This window comes from Streptomyces sp. NPDC015127, from assembly GCF_043080095.1.
In the GTDB taxonomy this organism is placed as follows: Bacteria; Actinomycetota; Actinomycetes; order Streptomycetales; family Streptomycetaceae; genus Streptomyces.
In genome coordinates this window covers 1-16,686 of sequence record NZ_JBIBVE010000042.1, presented here as the reverse complement: position 1 = coordinate 16,686, position 16,686 = coordinate 1, and the positions used below count along the sequence as shown (strand labels likewise).

At 70.7% G+C, this 16,686-nt stretch carries 11 protein-coding genes and 3 pseudogenes; 13 read left to right on the top strand and 1 reads right to left on the bottom strand.

The genetic code is table 11. The features are described from left to right. The 13 genes and pseudogenes from ACF08N_RS36330 to mshA form a co-directional block, all read left to right on the top strand. Nucleotides 1-190, top strand: a pseudogene (locus ACF08N_RS36330) (S-(hydroxymethyl)mycothiol dehydrogenase); the annotation flags it as partial. After that, on the top strand, nt 187-819 hold the full coding sequence (locus ACF08N_RS36325; protein WP_392329006.1) for an MBL fold metallo-hydrolase: 633 nt from the start codon (nt 187-189) through the stop codon (nt 817-819). The pseudogene ACF08N_RS36330 and the gene ACF08N_RS36325, both read left to right, overlap by 4 nt. A 60-nt stretch (nt 820-879) precedes the next feature. Then, nucleotides 880-3,327 carry an FAD-dependent oxidoreductase gene (locus tag ACF08N_RS36320; protein ID WP_392329005.1) on the top strand — a complete coding sequence of 816 codons (2,448 nt, stop codon included), beginning with the start codon at nt 880-882 and terminating at the stop codon, nt 3,325-3,327. A 64-nt stretch (nt 3,328-3,391) separates the two neighbouring features. Continuing rightward, on the top strand, nt 3,392-4,540 hold the full coding sequence (gene solA / locus ACF08N_RS36315; RefSeq protein WP_392329004.1) for an N-methyl-L-tryptophan oxidase: 1,149 nt from the start codon (nt 3,392-3,394) through the stop codon (nt 4,538-4,540). A 19-nt stretch (nt 4,541-4,559) separates the two neighbouring features. Continuing rightward, nucleotides 4,560-5,693 carry an aromatic ring-hydroxylating dioxygenase subunit alpha gene (locus tag ACF08N_RS36310; protein ID WP_392329003.1) on the top strand — a complete coding sequence of 378 codons (1,134 nt, stop codon included), beginning with the start codon at nt 4,560-4,562 and terminating at the stop codon, nt 5,691-5,693. 131 nt (nt 5,694-5,824) lie between these two features. After that, complete coding sequence (locus ACF08N_RS36305) at nt 5,825-8,551, top strand: SpoIIE family protein phosphatase (RefSeq protein ID WP_392329002.1); 2,727 nt, start codon at nt 5,825-5,827, stop codon at nt 8,549-8,551. 173 nt (nt 8,552-8,724) lie between these two features. Beyond that, a pseudogene (locus tag ACF08N_RS36300) lies at nt 8,725-9,906 on the top strand (NAD(P)/FAD-dependent oxidoreductase). Then, nucleotides 9,903-10,340, top strand: a complete 438-nt coding sequence (locus ACF08N_RS36295; RefSeq protein WP_392329001.1) for a glycine cleavage system protein H — start codon at nt 9,903-9,905, stop codon at nt 10,338-10,340. The pseudogene ACF08N_RS36300 and the gene ACF08N_RS36295 overlap by 4 nt, the downstream one beginning before the upstream one ends. Then, nucleotides 10,337-11,611, top strand: a complete 1,275-nt coding sequence (glyA, locus tag ACF08N_RS36290; RefSeq protein ID WP_392329000.1) for a serine hydroxymethyltransferase — start codon at nt 10,337-10,339, stop codon at nt 11,609-11,611. Before ACF08N_RS36295 ends, glyA begins: the two co-directional genes overlap by 4 nt. Nucleotides 11,612-11,678: 67 nt before the next feature. Continuing rightward, nucleotides 11,679-13,061, top strand: coding sequence for an L-serine ammonia-lyase (locus ACF08N_RS36285; protein WP_392328999.1), 1,383 nt, complete (start codon nt 11,679-11,681; stop codon nt 13,059-13,061). Between the two features lie 32 nt (nt 13,062-13,093). After that, nucleotides 13,094-14,083, top strand: a complete 990-nt coding sequence (gene moaA, locus ACF08N_RS36280; RefSeq protein WP_392328998.1) for a GTP 3',8-cyclase MoaA — start codon at nt 13,094-13,096, stop codon at nt 14,081-14,083. A 52-nt stretch (nt 14,084-14,135) separates the two neighbouring features. Beyond that, nucleotides 14,136-14,993, top strand: coding sequence for a formate dehydrogenase accessory sulfurtransferase FdhD (gene fdhD, locus ACF08N_RS36275; RefSeq protein ID WP_392328997.1), 858 nt, complete (start codon nt 14,136-14,138; stop codon nt 14,991-14,993). After that, nucleotides 14,990-16,354 carry a D-inositol-3-phosphate glycosyltransferase gene (mshA, locus tag ACF08N_RS36270; protein ID WP_392328996.1) on the top strand — a complete coding sequence of 455 codons (1,365 nt, stop codon included), beginning with the start codon at nt 14,990-14,992 and terminating at the stop codon, nt 16,352-16,354. Before fdhD ends, mshA begins: the two co-directional genes overlap by 4 nt. A gap of 194 nt (nt 16,355-16,548) precedes the next feature. On the opposite strand, the pseudogene ACF08N_RS36265 reads toward mshA, so the two are convergent. Next, nucleotides 16,549-16,686, bottom strand: a pseudogene (locus ACF08N_RS36265) (IS5/IS1182 family transposase); the annotation flags it as partial.

Genomic DNA, 16,686 nt, shown 5'->3' with positions numbered 1-16,686 from the left:
GGCACTGAAGTCCTCCTGGTACGGCGACTGCCTGCCCTCCCGGGACTTCCCCGCCCTCATCGACCTCTACCTCCAGGGCCGCTTCGACCTGGGCGGCTTCGTCACCGAGAAGATCAGCCTGGACGACGTGGAGGCCGCGTTCGCCAGGATGCACCGCGGTGACGTCCTGCGCTCGGTGGTGGTCCTGTGACCGCGCGGATCGAACGCCTCGTCACCTCCGGCACCTTCGAACTGGACGGCGGCAGCTGGGAGGTGGACAACAACGTCTGGCTGATCGGCGACGACGACGAGGTCCTCGTGATCGACGCCGCGCACGACACCGCCGCGATCGCCGCCGCCGTCGGCGACCGGCGCCTGGTCGCCGTCGTGTGCACCCACGCCCACAACGACCACGTCAACGCCGCCCCGGCCCTCGCCGCCCGCTACGGCGCGCCGATCCTGCTGCACCCGGCCGATGCGGTGCTGTGGAAGACGGCGCACGGCACGTGGGTGCCCGACTTCTGGGAGCTGATCGACGGCGAGGACCTGACCGTGGCCGGCACCGCGCTCCAGGTGCTGCACACCCCCGGACACTCGCCCGGCTCCGTCTGCCTGTACGTGCCCGAGCTGGGCGCCCTGTTCTCCGGCGACACCCTCTTCCAGGGCGGCCCCGGAGCCACCGGTCGCTCCTTCTCCGACTTCGACACCATCATCGCCTCCATCCGCGACCGGCTGCTCACGCTCCCCGCCGACACCACCGTCCACACCGGCCACGGTTCCACCACCTCGATCGGGGCCGAGGCGCCCCACCTCGACGAGTGGATCGCCCGCGGCCACTGACCCCGCCCGTCACCGCAGTACCCATGGCCCGTCACAGCACTACGAACCTGGAGGAAGACCATGGCGGCACAGCCGAAGGTGGTCATCATCGGCGCCGGCATCGTCGGGTGCGCACTCAGCGACGAACTGACCGCCCGCGGCTGGACGGACGTCACCGTTCTGGAGCAGGGCCCGCTCTTCGCCACGGGCGGCTCCACCTCACACGCCCCCGGTCTGGTGTTCCAGACCAACGGGTCCAAGACGATGACCGAGTTCGCCCGGTACACGGTGGAGAAGTACAGCGCGCTGACCCTGGACGGGCAGTGGTGCTTCAAGCAGGTCGGCGGCCTGGAGGTGGCCACCAGCCCCGAGCGGCTCGCGGAGATCCAACGCCGACACGGCTGGCTGAGCTCGTGGGGAGTCGACAGCCGCCTGCTCACCCCCGAGGAGTCCGTTGCCCTCCACCCCCTGCTGGACCCCGAACGCATCCTCGGCGGCTTCCACATCCCGAGCGACGGTCTGGCCAAAGCGCTGCGCGCGAGCGAGGCGCAGGCCCGCCTGGCGACGGCCCGCGGAGCCCGCTTCCACGCCCACCACACGGTGACCGGGATCGAGACGGCCGGCGACCGGGTCAGCGCGGTCGTCACCGACCAGGGAACCTTCCCGGCGGACATCGTGGTCTCCTGCGCCGGATTCTGGGGCCCGCGGATCGGGCAGATGGTCGGGCAGCCGGTGCCGCTGGTGCCCCTGGCCCACCAGTACGCCCGCACCACCGAACTCCCGCTGCTCGCCGGCCGCAACGACGAGCACACCGAGGCGTCCCTGCCGATCCTGCGCAACCAGGACGCCGGCCTGTACTACCGCGAACTCGTCGACCGCATCGGCATCGGCTCCTACGCCCACCGCCCCATGCCCGTCAGCCTGGACCGGGTGGCGCACCCCAGCGAATCCGCGATGCCGTCCTCGCTGGAGTTCACCGAGGCCGACTTCGAGGGCGCCTGGGCCGACTCCCTCGCCCTGCTTCCCTCCCTGGCCGACACGAAGATCGAGGAGGGCTTCAACGGCATCTTCTCCTTCACCTCCGACGGCATGCCGCTGATGGGCGAGTCGCGAGAAGTCCAGGGCTTCTGGCTCGCGGAGGCCGTCTGGGTCACCCACTCGGCCGGCGTGGCCAAGGCCATGGCCGAGTGGCTGGTCGACGGCCGGCCCGGCACCGACGTCCACGAGTGCGACGTCAACCGCTTCGAGGAAGTCCAGCTGGCACCCTCGTACGTGAACGAGCGCAGCTGCCAGAACTTCGCCGAGGTCTACGACATCCTGCACCCGCTGCAGCCCGCGGAACGCCCACGCCCCCTGCGGACCAGCCCCTTCCACACCCGTCAGGAGGCCCTCGGCGCGGTCTTCCTGGAGGGCGGCGGCTGGGAACGCCCGCACTGGTACGAGGCCAACGCCGACCTCCCCGAAGTGGCCCGCGTCCCCGGCCGGGGCGACTGGGCGTCCCGCTACTGGTCGCCGATCGCCGGTGCCGAGGCCCTCGTCACCCGCGAGCGCGTCGCCCTGTACGACATGACCCCGCTGAAGCGGCTGGAGGTCACCGGCCCCGAAGCGCTCGCCTTCCTCCAGAGGCTGACCACCAACCAGCTCGACAGGCCGGTCGGGTCGGTCACCTACACCCTGCTGCTCGACGCCGCCGGCGGTGTCCGCAGCGACCTGACCATCGCCCGCCTGGAGACCGAGCGCTTCCAGATCGGCGCCAACGGCAACCTCGACCTGGACTGGTTGCGCCGGCGACTGCCCGGCGACGGCTCGGTGCAGGTACGGGACATCACCGCCGGCACCTGCTGCCTCGGCGTCTGGGGCCCGCGCGCCCGCGACCTCGTCCAGCCGCTGACCGACACCGACTTCTCGCACCAGGGCTTCGGCTACTTCAAGGCCAAACAGGCCTATCTCGGCGACGTCCCGGTCACCGCGATGCGGCTGAGCTACGTGGGCGAGCTGGGCTGGGAGATCTACACCACCGCCGACCTCGGCGCCCGGCTGTGGGACACCCTGTGGGAGGCCGGGCAGGAGCTGGGGATCATCGCCGCCGGCCGCAGCGCCTTCAACAGCCTGCGCCTGGAGAAGGGGTACCGCTCCTGGGGCCATGACATGACCACCGAGCACAACCCCTACGAGGCCGGTCTCGGCTTCGCCGTCCGCCGCAACAAAGAGCACTTCACCGGCAAGTCCGCGCTGGAGGGCATCAGCGACGAGACGGTCACCCGCCGGCTCACCCCGCTGGTCGTCCAGGAAGAGCAGTCCGTGGTGATGGGCCACGAACCGGTCTACGTGGACGGCCGCCGGGTCGGCTACGTGACCAGCGCCGCCTACGGCTACACGATCGGCGCGCCCATCGCGTACGCCTGGCTGCCCGCCGAACACGCCGCCCCCGGAACCCCGGTGGAGATCGAGTACTTCGGCGCCAGGGTCGCGGCCGTCACCGCCGCCGAGCCCCTCTTCGACCCCGAGATGTCGCGCATCCGCCGCTGAACGGGCCCCGAGTTCCGGCAGCAGCACCACACCCTTATCGGCAAGATTCCCAGGAGATGGACACATGCCCACTTCGTACGACGTGATCGTCGTCGGCCTGGGCGGGATGGGCAGCGCGGCTGCCTGTCACCTCGCCGCCCGCGGTCAGCGAGTACTCGGCATCGAGCGCTTCGGCCCCGCCCACAACCTCGGCTCCAGCCACGGCGGTTCCCGTATCTACCGGCAGGCATACTTCGAGGACCCGGCCTACGTACCCCTGCTTCTGCGCGCCCGTGAACTGTGGGAGAAGCTCGCCGCCGACTCCGGCCGCGAGGTCTTCACCGAGACGGGCGGTCTCATGATCGGCCGCGAGGGGAGCGAGGCCTTCACCGGCACCCTGCGCAGCGCCCACGAGTGGGGCCTGGAGCACGAGGTCCTGGGCGCCGCCGACATCCGGCGCCGCTTCCCCACCTTCAACCCGGCGGCCGAGGACGTCGCCTTCTACGAGCGCAAGGCCGGCATCGCCCGTCCCGAGGCGACCGTCACGGCCCACCTGGACCTGGCCCGCGCGCACGGCGCCGACCTGCACTTCGCGGAGATGGTCCTCGGCTGGGAGGCCGACGGCCCCGGCGGCAAGGCCTGGGTGGTCACCGACCGCGGCGCCTACACCGCCGACCGGCTGGTCATCGCCCCCGGGGCCTGGGCGCCGAAGCTGCTGTCCGACCTCGGTGTGCGCGTGACGGTGGAGCGCCAGGTCATGTACTGGTTCCAACCCGAGGGCGGGGTCCGCCCGTTCAGCTCCGAACGGCACCCGGTCTACATCTGGGAGGACCCCGACGGCACCCAGATCTACGGCTTCCCCTCGCTCGACGGCCCCGACGGCGGCGCCAAGGTCGCCTTCTTCCGCAAAGGCGTCCCCAGTGACCCCGACCACCTCGACCGCCGGATCCACCCGGACGAGATCGCGGCCATGGCCGACTACCTGCGCCCGCGCATCCCCACCCTGCCCGGCCGCTTCCTCAAGGCCGCGGCCTGTATGTACGCCAACACGCCGGACGAGAACTTCGTCCTCGCCCGGCATCCCGAGCATCCGCAGGTGACGGTGGCCTGCGGCTTCTCCGGCCACGGGTTCAAGTTCGTGCCCGTCATCGGCGAGATCCTCGCCGACCTGGCAACCGAAGGCACCACCGACCACCCCATTGCCCTGTTCGATCCCCGCCGCGTGCGCGTCTGACATTTCCGAAGGTGACGAGATGACCATTACGAATCTGCCGCCCAGCCTGATCCCCACGCTGTCCGGTGAGTACTACACCGACCCCGAGGTCTTCGCCCAGGAGCAGGAGCGGGTCCTCGAGGCCATGTGGTTCTGTGTGGCCCGCGCCGCCGAGTTGGACAAGCCCGGCGCGTTCCGCACCTACCAGGTGGGCCGCGAGAGCGTGCTGATCTCCCGCTCGCGGGACGGTTCGATCAAGGGCTTCCTCAACATCTGCCGACACCGCGGCGCCAAGCTGTGCACCGAGGAGTCCGGCGAGGTGAAGCGCGCCTTCCAGTGTCCGTACCACGCCTGGACCTACGGCCTGGACGGCAAGCTGGTCGCCGCGCCCAACCTGACGTCGATGCCGGACATCGACCGGACCGAGTACGGCCTGATCAACGTCCATGTGCGGGAGTGGCTCGGCTATGTGTGGGTGTGCCTCGCCGACACCCCGCCCTCCTTCGAGGCGGACGTGCAGGGCGCGGTCGTCGAGCGGCTCGGCGACCTGGAGTCGATCGAGCGCTACGGCATCGACGACCTGAAGCTGGGCCGCCGTATCACCTACGACGTGAAGGCCAACTGGAAGCTCATCATCGAGAACTTCATGGAGTGCTACCACTGCGCCACCATCCACCCCGAACTCACCGAAGTACTCCCCGAGTTCGCCGACGGTTACGCCGCCCAGTACTACGTCGGCCACGGCGCCGAGTTCGGTGAGGACGTCCAGGGCTTCACGGTGGACGGCTCCGAGGGACTGGACCGCATCCCGGGAGTCGCCGACGACCAGGACCGCAAGTACTACGCGATCACCGTCCGGCCGCAGGTCTTCATCAACCTCGTCCCCGACCACGTGATCTTCCACCGGATGTACCCGATGGCGCACGACCGCACGGTCGTCGAATGCGACTGGCTGTACCTGCCGCACGTCGTGGAGAGCGGCAAGGACGTGGACCGTTCGGTGGAGCTGTTCCACCGGGTCAACCAGCAGGACTTCGACGCCTGTGAGCGCACCCAGCCGGCGATGAGCTCGAAGGCGTACGCCAAGGGCGGCGTGCTGGTGCCCAGCGAGCACCACATCGGCGAGTTCCACACCTGGCTGCAGAACAAGCTCGAGGTGCGCCCCACGCACTGACCCCGCCCCCCAGTACTGCCCGCCCACCTGCTGTTGCGGCCCCTCCGGCAGGTGGGCGGGCCATTGGGCTGTCATGTGGAGATCCGGCAGGACGAGGGTGCTACCAGACAATGAGGGCCAATACTTGAAGCATGGAGAGGTTCAGATCGCGGCGACCCTCGGTACGTCTGCCCTCCGTGCTGAGCGTGCACAGCGTCGCGGGCCAGGTCTTCATCCTCCAGGCGGCCGTCGTCCTGCTGCTCGTGATCGCCGCCGTGACGGCCCTCGTGCTGCAGGCCCGGAACGCGAGCCTGCAGGAGGCCAATCAGCGCTCGCTCGTCGGCGCCGAGACCTTCGCGCACGCCCCGGGGACGCTGGCCGCCATGAAGTCCCCGGACCCCAGCGCCCTGCTCCAGCCGCAGGCGGAAGCGGCCCGGAAGGACTCCGGGGTGGCCTACATCATCGCCTTCGACACGAAGGGCATCCGCTGGACCCACCCGGACCCGAACCTGATCGGCAAGCACGTGGTCGGCTCCTACGCCGAGGCACTCGCGGGCCGCGTGCACCAGGAGACCTACGACACGCCCGGTGTCGGCCGCGCCGTGGACACGATGGTTCCCGTCTTCGACACCGACGGCAAGGTCGTCGGACTGGTCTCCGTCGGCATCACGCTCCGGAGCATCAACGAGCGGGTGACCGAGCAGCTGCCACTGCTGTTCGGCTCCGCCGTCGGCGGGCTCGCGCTCGTCACCGGCGGATCGGCGCTCGTGAGTCGGCGACTGCGGCGGCAGACCCACGGTCTCGATCCGGCCGAGATGACACGGATGTACGAGCACCACGACGCGGTCCTGCACTCGGTCCGGGAGGGCGTGGTCGTCGTCAGCGGCGAGGGACGGCTGCTGCTGGCCAACGACGAGGCGCGCCGGCTGCTGGACCTGCCCGAGGACGGGGAGGGCAGACCGGTCACCGACCTCGGGCTGGCCCCGCGCGTCGCCGAGCTGGTGACCTCGGGCCGGGTCGCCACCGACGAGGTGGTCCTGGCCGGGGAACGGCTGCTGGCCGTCAACCTGCGGCCGACCGCCCCGACCGGGAGCGTGGCCACACTGCGGGACACCACCGAGCTGCGCTCCCTGGCGGGACGGGCCGAGGTGGCGCGCGAACGCCTGCAACTGCTCTACGACGCCGGGGTGCGCATCGGCACCACGCTTGACGTGGTGCGCACCGCTGAGGAACTGGCCGAGATCGCGGTTCCCCGGTTCGCCGACTACGTCACCGTCGAGCTGCTGCCCGCGGTCCGGCAGGGCGCGGAGCCGAACGGCGACCCGAGCCCGACCATGGACCGCATCGCCGTACGCGGTATCCGCGACGATCACCCGCTGATCCCGGCCGGGGAACGGATCACCTTCCTCCCGACCATGCCGCAGGCGCAGGGCCTGCACGGCGGTCACGCCGTGCTGCTGCCCGACCTGGGCGACGCGCCGGGCTGGCAGGCGCAGGATCCGGAGCGGGCGCGGCGCGTCCTGGACTTCGGCATCCACTCCCTGATCACCGTGCCGTTGCAGACCCGCGAGACGGTCCTGGGCATGGTGGACTTCTGGCGCTCGGAGCGGAAGCGGTTCACGCCGGACGACCTCGCCTTCGCCGAGGAGCTGGCCGCGCGTGCCGCTGTCGCCGTCGACAACGCCCGCCGTTACACCCGCGAGCACACCATGGCGGTCACCCTGCAACGCAGCCTGCTGCCGCGCGGCCTGCCCGAGCAGTCGGCGCTGGACGTGGCCTACCGCTATCTGCCCGCCCAGGCCGGGGTCAGCGGGGACTGGTTCGATGTGATTCCGCTGCCCGGCGCCCGCGTGGCCCTCGTCGTCGGCGACGTCGTCGGCCACGGCCTGCACGCGGCCGCGACCATGGGCCGTCTGCGCACCGCGGTGCACAACTTCTGTGCCCTCGACCTCGCCCCGGACGAGCTCCTGAGCCATGTGGACGAGCTGGTCGCCCGCATCGACGAGGCGGGGACGGCCGAGGGGGAGAGCGAAGCCGTCACCGGGGCCACCTGTCTGTTCGCGATCTACGACCCGGTCTCCGGCCACTGCACCGTCGCCCGGGCCGGCCACCCCGGGCCCGCCGTGGTCCACCCCGACGGCTCCGTCACGTTCCCCGAGGTCCCGGTCTCACCGCCGCTCGGTCTGGGGTCCGGCCTGCCGATCGAGACCGCCGAACTGCACCTGCCCGAGGGCTCCCGGCTGGCCCTGTACACCGACGGGCTCGTCGAGGACCGCGACCGCGACATCGATGTCGGCCTCGAACTCCTCAAAAACGCCCTGGCACACCCCGACCAGACCCCGGAGCAGGCCTGTCAGGCGGTGCTCGACGCCCTGCTGCCCGATCGACCCCGTGACGACATCGCCCTGATGGTGGCACGCACCCGGCTGCTGGACCCGGACCGGGTCGCCGACTGGGACGTGCCCTCCGATCCCGCTGCAGTCGCCGGCATCCGCGCCGCCTGCGCCCGCCGGCTGGAGGCCTGGGGCCTGGACCAGGTCGCCTACATCACCGAGCTCATCCTCAGCGAACTGGTCACCAACGCCATCCGCTACGGCGCCGACCCCATCCGGCTCCGGCTGCTGTACGACCGCGACAGCCTGATCTGCGAAGTCGCCGACGGCAGCAGCACCTCCCCGCACCTGCGCCGGGCGGCCACCACCGACGAGGGAGGGCGGGGACTGTTCCTCGTCGCCCACTTCGCCCAGCGCTGGGGCACCCGGTACACCGATCGCGGCAAGGTCATCTGGAGCGAACAGTCCCTGGACGCCGCCGAGACCGAGCTCGACGAAGCCATGGGCGACATGCTCCTGGACCAGTGGGACGAGCCGGCGCCGTAACCGTGGACGCCCAAGTTCGTCGTCCCGCGTAGGTTGCGAATCGCGCAACGTAGAGCATCATCAGAAAATTGATATGCGACGCCTCCCTTGACAATGCCGCATCGCGCGGAAAGCATGTTGCGTATAGCGAATTTCGTTGTGTTATATGAGACAACTTCCCGTCTGGAGCCGGCATGAGGAGCATCACCGTCGTCGGAGCGTCGCTCGCAGGACTGAGCACGGTCCGCGCGCTGCGCGCAGAGGGCTATGACGGCGAGATCGTCGTCGTGGGGGAGGAGCGCCACACTCCCTACGACCGCCCCCCGCTGTCCAAGGACTTCCTCCAGGGTGACATCGACGCCGACGGGCTCGCGCTCGGCGACGCCGACGAGTACGAGGCCCTGGACGTGCAGTGGCTGCTCGGCGAGCGAGCGGTGCGGCTCGACCCCGTCGCTCGCTCCGTCACCCTCACCGGGGGACGGCATGTGCGCACCGACGGCGTCGTCATCGCGACCGGCGCCGGCCCCCGCACCCTCCCTGGCACCGACGGGCTGGCGGGCGTCCACACCCTGCGCACCCTGGACGACGCCCAGGCCCTGCGCGCCGAACTGCTCGACGGCCTGCCCCGGGTCGTCGTCATCGGCGCCGGGTTCATCGGTGCCGAGGTCGCCTCCACCGCACACCGGCTCGGGCTCCACGTCACCGTCGTCGAGGCGCTCCCCGTACCCCTGGAGCGCCAACTCGGGCGTGAGATGGGGCTGGTGGTCTCCTCGCTCCACAGCGATCACGGTGCTCAGCTGCTGTGCGGAACCGGCGTGGCGGAACTGATCGGCGAGAGTCGGGTCACCGGCGTACGGCTCGCTGACGGGCGGGTGCTGCCCGCCGACATCGTCGTGGCCGGCGTGGGCGTGCGGCCCAACACCGACTGGCTCGCCGGTTCCGGCGTTCAGGTGGACGACGGCGTGGTGTGCGACGCCGGCTGCGCGACCGGTGTCCCGGGCGTGGTCGCCGTCGGTGACGTCGCCCGCTGCCCCAACCCGTTCACCGGACGGCACGCCCGCATCGAGCACTGGAGCAACGCCACCGAGCAGGCGAAGACCGCCGCCCGCACACTCCTGACCGGTGTGTCGGCCCCCGCCCCGCTCACCCCGCCGTAGTTCTGGTCCGACCAGTACCAGGTCCGTATCCAGGTCGCCGGATACGTCGCCCCCGGCGCCGAGCCCGAGGTCGTCGAAGGCGACGTCGACAGCCGCACCTTCACGGCCGTCTACCGGCGCGAGGGCACCCCCGTCGCCGTCCTCTCCCTCAACCAGCCGAAGTTCTTCAACCGGCTCCGCCGCACCCTCGTCCCCGCCGCCGCGGCCGTCGTGTCATGACCTCCGGGCCTCAACTCTCCCTGGAATCCGCAGGGGAGACCGCCACGAGCATTCCGCGGCACCTGCGGTACACCTGGGACCACGAGTGGCTCGTCGTGGACGAGGGCAACGCCACCGTCGGCATCACCGCGTTCGCGGCGAAGGCCCTCGGTGACGTGGTCGGCCTCCGTCTGCCCGCGGTCGGCTCCTGGGTCGAGGCAGGGGAGAGCTGCGGACAGATCCAGTCACGGACCGCCGTCAGCGTCCTGTACGCCCCCGCCTCGGGCCCGGTCCTGGAAGTCAACCCCGTACTGGCCGACGACCCCGGCGTCGTCAACGCCGCCCCCTACACCGGCGGCTGGCTGTTCCGGCTGCGGGTCGAGAACATCGCCGGCGCGCTGACCCCCGATGCCTACGCCGCCCACTGTGCCCACACCCGAGGAGACCGTCGATGACCCTGTTCAACCAGCCCCTGCACGAGCTCGACCCCGAGGTCGCCGCCGCGGTCGACGCGGAGCTGGGGCGCCAGCAGTCCACCCTGGAGATGATCGCCTCGGAGAACTTCGCGCCGGTCGCGGTGTTGCAGGCGCAGGGTTCGGTCCTGACCAACAAGTACGCCGAGGGCTACCCCGGCCGCCGTTACTACGGCGGCTGCGAGCACGTCGACGTCGCCGAGCAGATCGCCATCGACCGGATCAAGGAACTGTTCGGCGCCGAGTACGCCAACGTCCAGCCCCACTCCGGCGCCTCGGCCAACCAGGCGGCCCTGTTCGCGCTGGCCCAGCCCGGCGACACCATCCTGGGTCTGGACCTGGCCCACGGCGGCCACCTCACCCACGGCATGAAGATCAATTTCTCGGGCAAGCAGTTCCACGTGGTCCCGTACCACGTGGACCCCGAGTCCGGTCTGGTCGACATGGCGGAGCTGGAGCGTCTCGCCAAGGAGCACCGACCGAAGGTGATCATCGCAGGGTGGTCGGCGTATCCGCGGCAGCTGGACTTCGCGGAGTTCCGGCGGATCGCCGACGAGGTCGAGGCGTACCTGTGGGTGGACATGGCGCACTTCGCCGGTCTGGTCGCGGCGGGGCTGCACCCGAACCCGGTGGAGTACGCGGATGTCGTCACCTCCACCACGCACAAGACGCTCGGCGGGCCGCGGGGCGGCATCATCCTCGCCAAGCAGGCCTTCGCGAAGAAGCTGAACTCGTCCGTCTTTCCCGGCTTCCAGGGCGGACCGCTGGAGCACGTGATCGCGGCCAAGGCGGTCTCCTTCAAGGTCGCGGCGAGCGAGGAGTTCAAGGAGCGCCAGCGACGTACGGTCGACGGCGCTCGCATCCTCGCGGAGCGCCTGACGGCCGCCGACGCCCGAGAGGCCGGGGTGAACGTGCTGTCCGGCGGCACGGACGTGCACCTGATCCTCGTAGACCTGCGGGAGTCGGAGCTGGACGGGCAGCAGGCCGAGGACCGTCTCCACGAGGTCGGCATCACGGTCAACCGCAACGCCGTTCCCAACGATCCGCGCCCGCCGATGGTGACGTCGGGCCTGCGTATCGGCACCCCGGCCCTGGCCACCCGCGGCTTTGAGGCCGAGGACTTCGCCGAGGTTGCCGACGTCATCGCCGAGGCGCTCAAGGCGCCTTCTCCCTTCGGGGACGCCGAGGCCGAAGCGCTCAAGGCCCGGGTGAAGGCCCTGGCCGACAAGCACCCGCTGTACCCCGGCCTGTAACCGACAACCTCCCGCAGGGGCGTGCCGTGACCGCTCGGCACGCCCCACCAATCCCACGGAGTATGGCGTGGCAATCAGCGTCTTCGACCTGTTCTCCATAGGCATCGGCCCGTCCAGTTCGCACACCGTCGGCCCGATGCGTGCCGCCGGGATGTTCGTCGCCCGGCTGAAGCAGGACGGCGTGCTCGCCCAGACCGCCGCGGTGAGGGCGGAGCTGTTCGGCTCTCTCGGTGCGACCGGCCACGGCCACGGCACCCCCAAGGCGGTGCTGCTGGGCCTGGAGGGCAACGAACCGCACACCGTCGACGTCGCCCAGGCCGACCTGGACGTCGAGCGGATCCACGGCACCGGGCGCATCCGCCTCCTCGGAGCCGAGATCGGCCCGGCCCACGAGATCGACTTCGATGCTTCGACCCAGTTGGTCCTGCACCGCAGGCGGTCGCTGCCGTATCACGCCAACGGCATGACTCTCTTCGCATACGACGCCGCCGGCGTGCCACTGCTGGAGAAGACGTACTACTCCGTGGGCGGCGGCTTCGTGGTCGACGAGGACGCGGTCGGCGCGGACCGCATCAAGCTCGACGACACGGTGCTGGCCCACCCGTTCCGCACCGGTGACGAGCTGCTGCGCCTGACCAAGGAGACCGGCCTGTCGATCTCCGCGCTGATGCTGGAGAACGAGAAGGCCTGGCGCACGGAGGAGGAGATCCGCGGGGGCCTGCTCGACATCTGGCGGGTCATGCAGGCGTGCGTGGACCGGGGTATGTCCCGCGAGGGCATCCTGCCGGGCGGGCTGAAGGTCCGCCGCCGTGCCGCGAACACCGCGCGCAAGCTGCGCTCCGAGGGCGACCCGCTGGCCCTCTCCATGGAGTGGATCACGCTGTACGCGATGGCTGTGAACGAGGAGAACGCCGCCGGCGGCCGGGTCGTCACCGCCCCCACCAACGGCGCGGCGGGCATCATCCCGGCGGTCCTGCACTACTACATGAACTTCGTCCCCGGTGCCGACGAGGACGGGGTGGTCCGCTTCCTGCTCGCGGCGGGCGCGATCGGCATGCTGTTCAAGGAGAACGCCTCGATCTCCGGCGCGGAGGTCGGCTGCCAGGGCGAGGTCGGCTCCGCCTGCTCGATGGCCGCCGGCGCGCTCGCCGAGGTCCTCGGCGGCTCCCCGGAGCAGGTGGAGAACGCCGCCGAGATCGGCATGGAGCACAACCTCGGCCTGACCTGCGACCCGGTCGGCGGCCTCGTCCAGATCCCGTGCATCGAGCGCAACGGCATGGCCGCGGTCAAGGCCGTCACCGCCGCCCGTATGGCACTGCGCGGCGACGGCCGCCACCACGTCTCCCTCGACAAGGTCATCAAGACCATGAAGGAGACCGGCGCCGACATGAAGGTCAAGTACAAGGAGACCGCCCGTGGCGGCCTCGCCGTCAACGTCATCGAGTGCTGATGAGGCGGACGGAGCGGGAGAAAGCCGCAGCCATGCTCATCGACACCTTCGGTCGCGTCGCCACCGACCTGCGGGTCTCGCTCACCGACCGGTGCAACCTGCGCTGCACGTACTGCATGCCCGAAGAGGGACTGCGGTGGCTGGCCAGGCCCGACCTGCTCACGGACGACGAGGTCGTACGGCTCATCCGGATCGCGGTCACCGAACTCGGCGTGGAGGAGGTCCGCTTCACCGGCGGCGAGCCCCTGCTGCGCCCGGGGCTCGTCGGCATCGTCGAGCGCTGTGCCGCCCTCGCACCGCGCCCCAAGCTGTCGCTGACCACCAACGGCATCGGCCTCTCGCGCACTGCGGCCGCCCTGAAGGCCGCGGGTCTGGACCGGGTCAACGTCTCGCTGGACACGCTCCGCCCCGCCGCCTTCCAGGCCCTGACCCGGCGCGACCGCCACCGCGACGTACTGGAGGGCCTGGCGGCGGCCCGCGCCGTCGGGCTCACTCCGGTGAAGGTCAATGCCGTCCTGATGCCCGGACTCAACGACGACGAGGCACCCGAACTGCTCGCCTGGGCCAGGGAGAACGAATACGAACTCCGGTTCATCGAGCAGATGCCGCTCGACGCCCAGCACGGCTGGAAGCGCGACGGCATGATCACTGCCGGGAACATTCTGGAGAGCCTGCGCACCCGCTTCACGCTCACCCCTGAGCCGGACGGGGCTCGCGGCTCCGCGCCCGCCGAGCGCTGGATCGTCGACGGCGGGCCGGCCCGGGTCGGCGTCATCGCCTCCGTCACCCGCCCCTTCTGCCGCGCCTGCGACCGCACCCGGCTCACCGCCGACGGCCAGGTGCGCACTTGCCTGTTCGCCCAAGAGGAGTCCGACCTGCGCGCAGCGCTGCGCTCCGGGGCGCCGGACGAGGAGATCGCGAGGCTGTGGAAGCGCGCGATGTGGGGGAAGAAGGCCGGCTCCGGCCTCGAAGAGCCGTCCTTCCGGCAGCCCCAACGGCCGATGTCCGCCATCGGGGGCTGAGGCCCCGGGCGTAGAGCGGAACGACGTCCACAGAAAGAACTGGAGTGAGGCCATGGGACGGGTCACCGAGCGACGACACGTGCTGCGCATCCGGGACGGTGCGCGGATCACGCGCCCGGACACGCTCGTGGCGGAGGAGCCACTGGAGATCCGGCTCAGCGGCAAGCCGCTGGCGATCACCATGCGCACGCCCGGAGACGACTTCGCGCTCGCCGCCGGCTTTCTGGTGAGCGAGGGCGTTGTGAGCCGGGCCGAGGACGTGTCGAACATCGTGTACTGCGCGGGCACCACACAGGACGGCTCGAACACGTACAACGTCGTCGACGTGCAGCTCGCCCCCGGCGTGCCGCTGCCCGACATCACGCTCGAGCGGAACGTGTACACCACGTCGTCATGCGGCCTGTGCGGGAAGGCCAGCCTGGACGCCGTACGGACCACGGCGCGGTGGCCGATCGCCGACATGCCCCCGGTCCGGGTCACCCCCGAGCTGCTGGCTGACCTGCCCGTACAACTGCGCGCCGCGCAGCGGGTGTTCGACCGCACCGGTGGACTGCATGCCGCCGGGCTTTTCTCGCCCGAGGGCGAACTGCTGGACCTGAGGGAGGACGTCGGCCGGCACAACGCCGTCGACAAGCTGATCGGCCGCGCACTGCAGTCCGGCGAACTGCCGCTGTCCCGGAACATTCTGCTGGTGTCCGGGCGGGCCTCCTTCGAGCTGGTGCAGAAGGCGGTCATGGCGGGCATCCCGATGCTGTCAGCGGTCTCGGCACCGTCCTCCCTCGCGGTGGACCTGGCAGCCGAGACCGGGCTCACGCTCGTCGGCTTCCTGCGCGGCGGTTCCATGAACGTGTACGCGGGTGAGCAGCGCCTCGACCTGCGAGCCGAGCCAACGGCCGGAGTCGGCACGTGACCCGGCTCGAAGAGTTCCAGCGCGGCCGTAGCCACGGCAACACGCTCGTCGGCCCGCCCCGATCGCGGCCACCCGGTGCGCACAGCCGCCCTCGCCGCGTCGCCATGCTCAGTGTGCACACCTCACCGCTGCACCAGCCCGGTACGGGCGACGCGGGCGGGATGAATGTCTACATCGTGGAGCTGGCCAAGCGCCTCGCCGCCATCGACATCGAGGTGGAGATCTTCACCCGAGCCACCTCCGCCGAGCTCCCGCCGAGCGTCGAACTCGCGCCCGGGATCCTGGTACGGCACGTGGCCGCCGGACCCTACGAGGGACTGGCGAAGGAAGACCTGCCCGCCCAGCTGTGCGCCTTCACGCACGGCGTGATGCAGGCCTGGGCCGGCCATCGCCCCGGCCACTACGACCTCGTCCACTCCCACTACTGGCTCTCCGGCCATGTCGGCCGGCTCGCCGCCCAGCGCTGGGGTGTCCCACTCGTCCATGCAATGCACACCATGGCCAAGGTCAAGAACGCCTCCCTCGCCGAGGGTGATGCCCCCGAGCCCGCGGCTCGCGTGCTCGGCGAGACACAGGTCGTACGGGCCGCTGACCGGTTGATCGCGAACACCGAGAAGGAAGCGGACGAGCTCCTCCGCCACTACGACGCCGACGCCGGCCGGGTCGCCGTCGTCCACCCCGGTGTCGATCTGGAGCGCTTCCGTCCCGACGCCTCCGGCATCGGGGCCGGACGGGCCGCGGCTCGGTCCCGCCTCGGCCTCCCGCAGGACGCGCTGATCCCCCTGTTCGTGGGCCGCATACAGCCGTTGAAGGCCCCTGACGTCCTGCTGCGTGCGGTGGCGAGGCTGCTTCAGGAGCGGCCGCAGCTGCGCGAGCGGATCGTGGTGCCGGTCGTGGGCGGGCCCAGCGGCAGCGGCCTGGCCAGGCCGGAAGGGCTGCAGAAGCTGGCGGCCTGCCTCGGCATCTCGGACGTCGTGCTGTTCCGGCCGCCGGTCGGCCAGGACCGGCTCGCCGACTGGTACCGGGCGGCGTCCGTCCTGGTCATGCCGTCCCACAGCGAGTCCTTCGGTCTGGTGGCCGTCGAGGCACAGGCCTGCGGCACTCCGGTGATCGCCGCAGAGGTCGGTGGCCTGCCCGTGGCTGTACGAGACGGGGTGAGCGGCGTTCTCGTACCCGGTCACGACCCAGCGGACTACGCGCGGGCACTGTGCGACTTCGTCGAAGACCCGGCCCGCTTCGCCCGGATGAGCAAGGCCGCGGTGCGGCATGCCCAGTCCTTCGGCTGGGCCACGGCCGCGGAGGCAACGGCGGACGTGTACACCGTGGCCCTGCACGAGCATCGGCTTCACCGAATCTCGTGACGCCGGCGGACGGCGGTCATCGGGCAGTCAGCCACATGGTCGTTCGGGCGGCACTCGGTGTCGCCACCGTTCCTTTCGACCGCCCTGATGACATGGGGGGTGCGTTCCAGACCGCTCACAAGCGCCTGATCAGGTGGGCTGCCGACGGCACCTGGCAATGGATCTTCGCTGCCGTCCTCGCCCAGGGTCCGTCTTCAAACGGATCTTGCCCAGAGCAGGAGCGACGCGAGTGTGACCGCTGCCTCGTACGAGGTGGCGGTCTTCTCGTATCTGGTTGCGATGCCGCGGAAGGCCTTGAGTCGGTTGAAGCAGCGTTCGACGGTGTTGCGTCG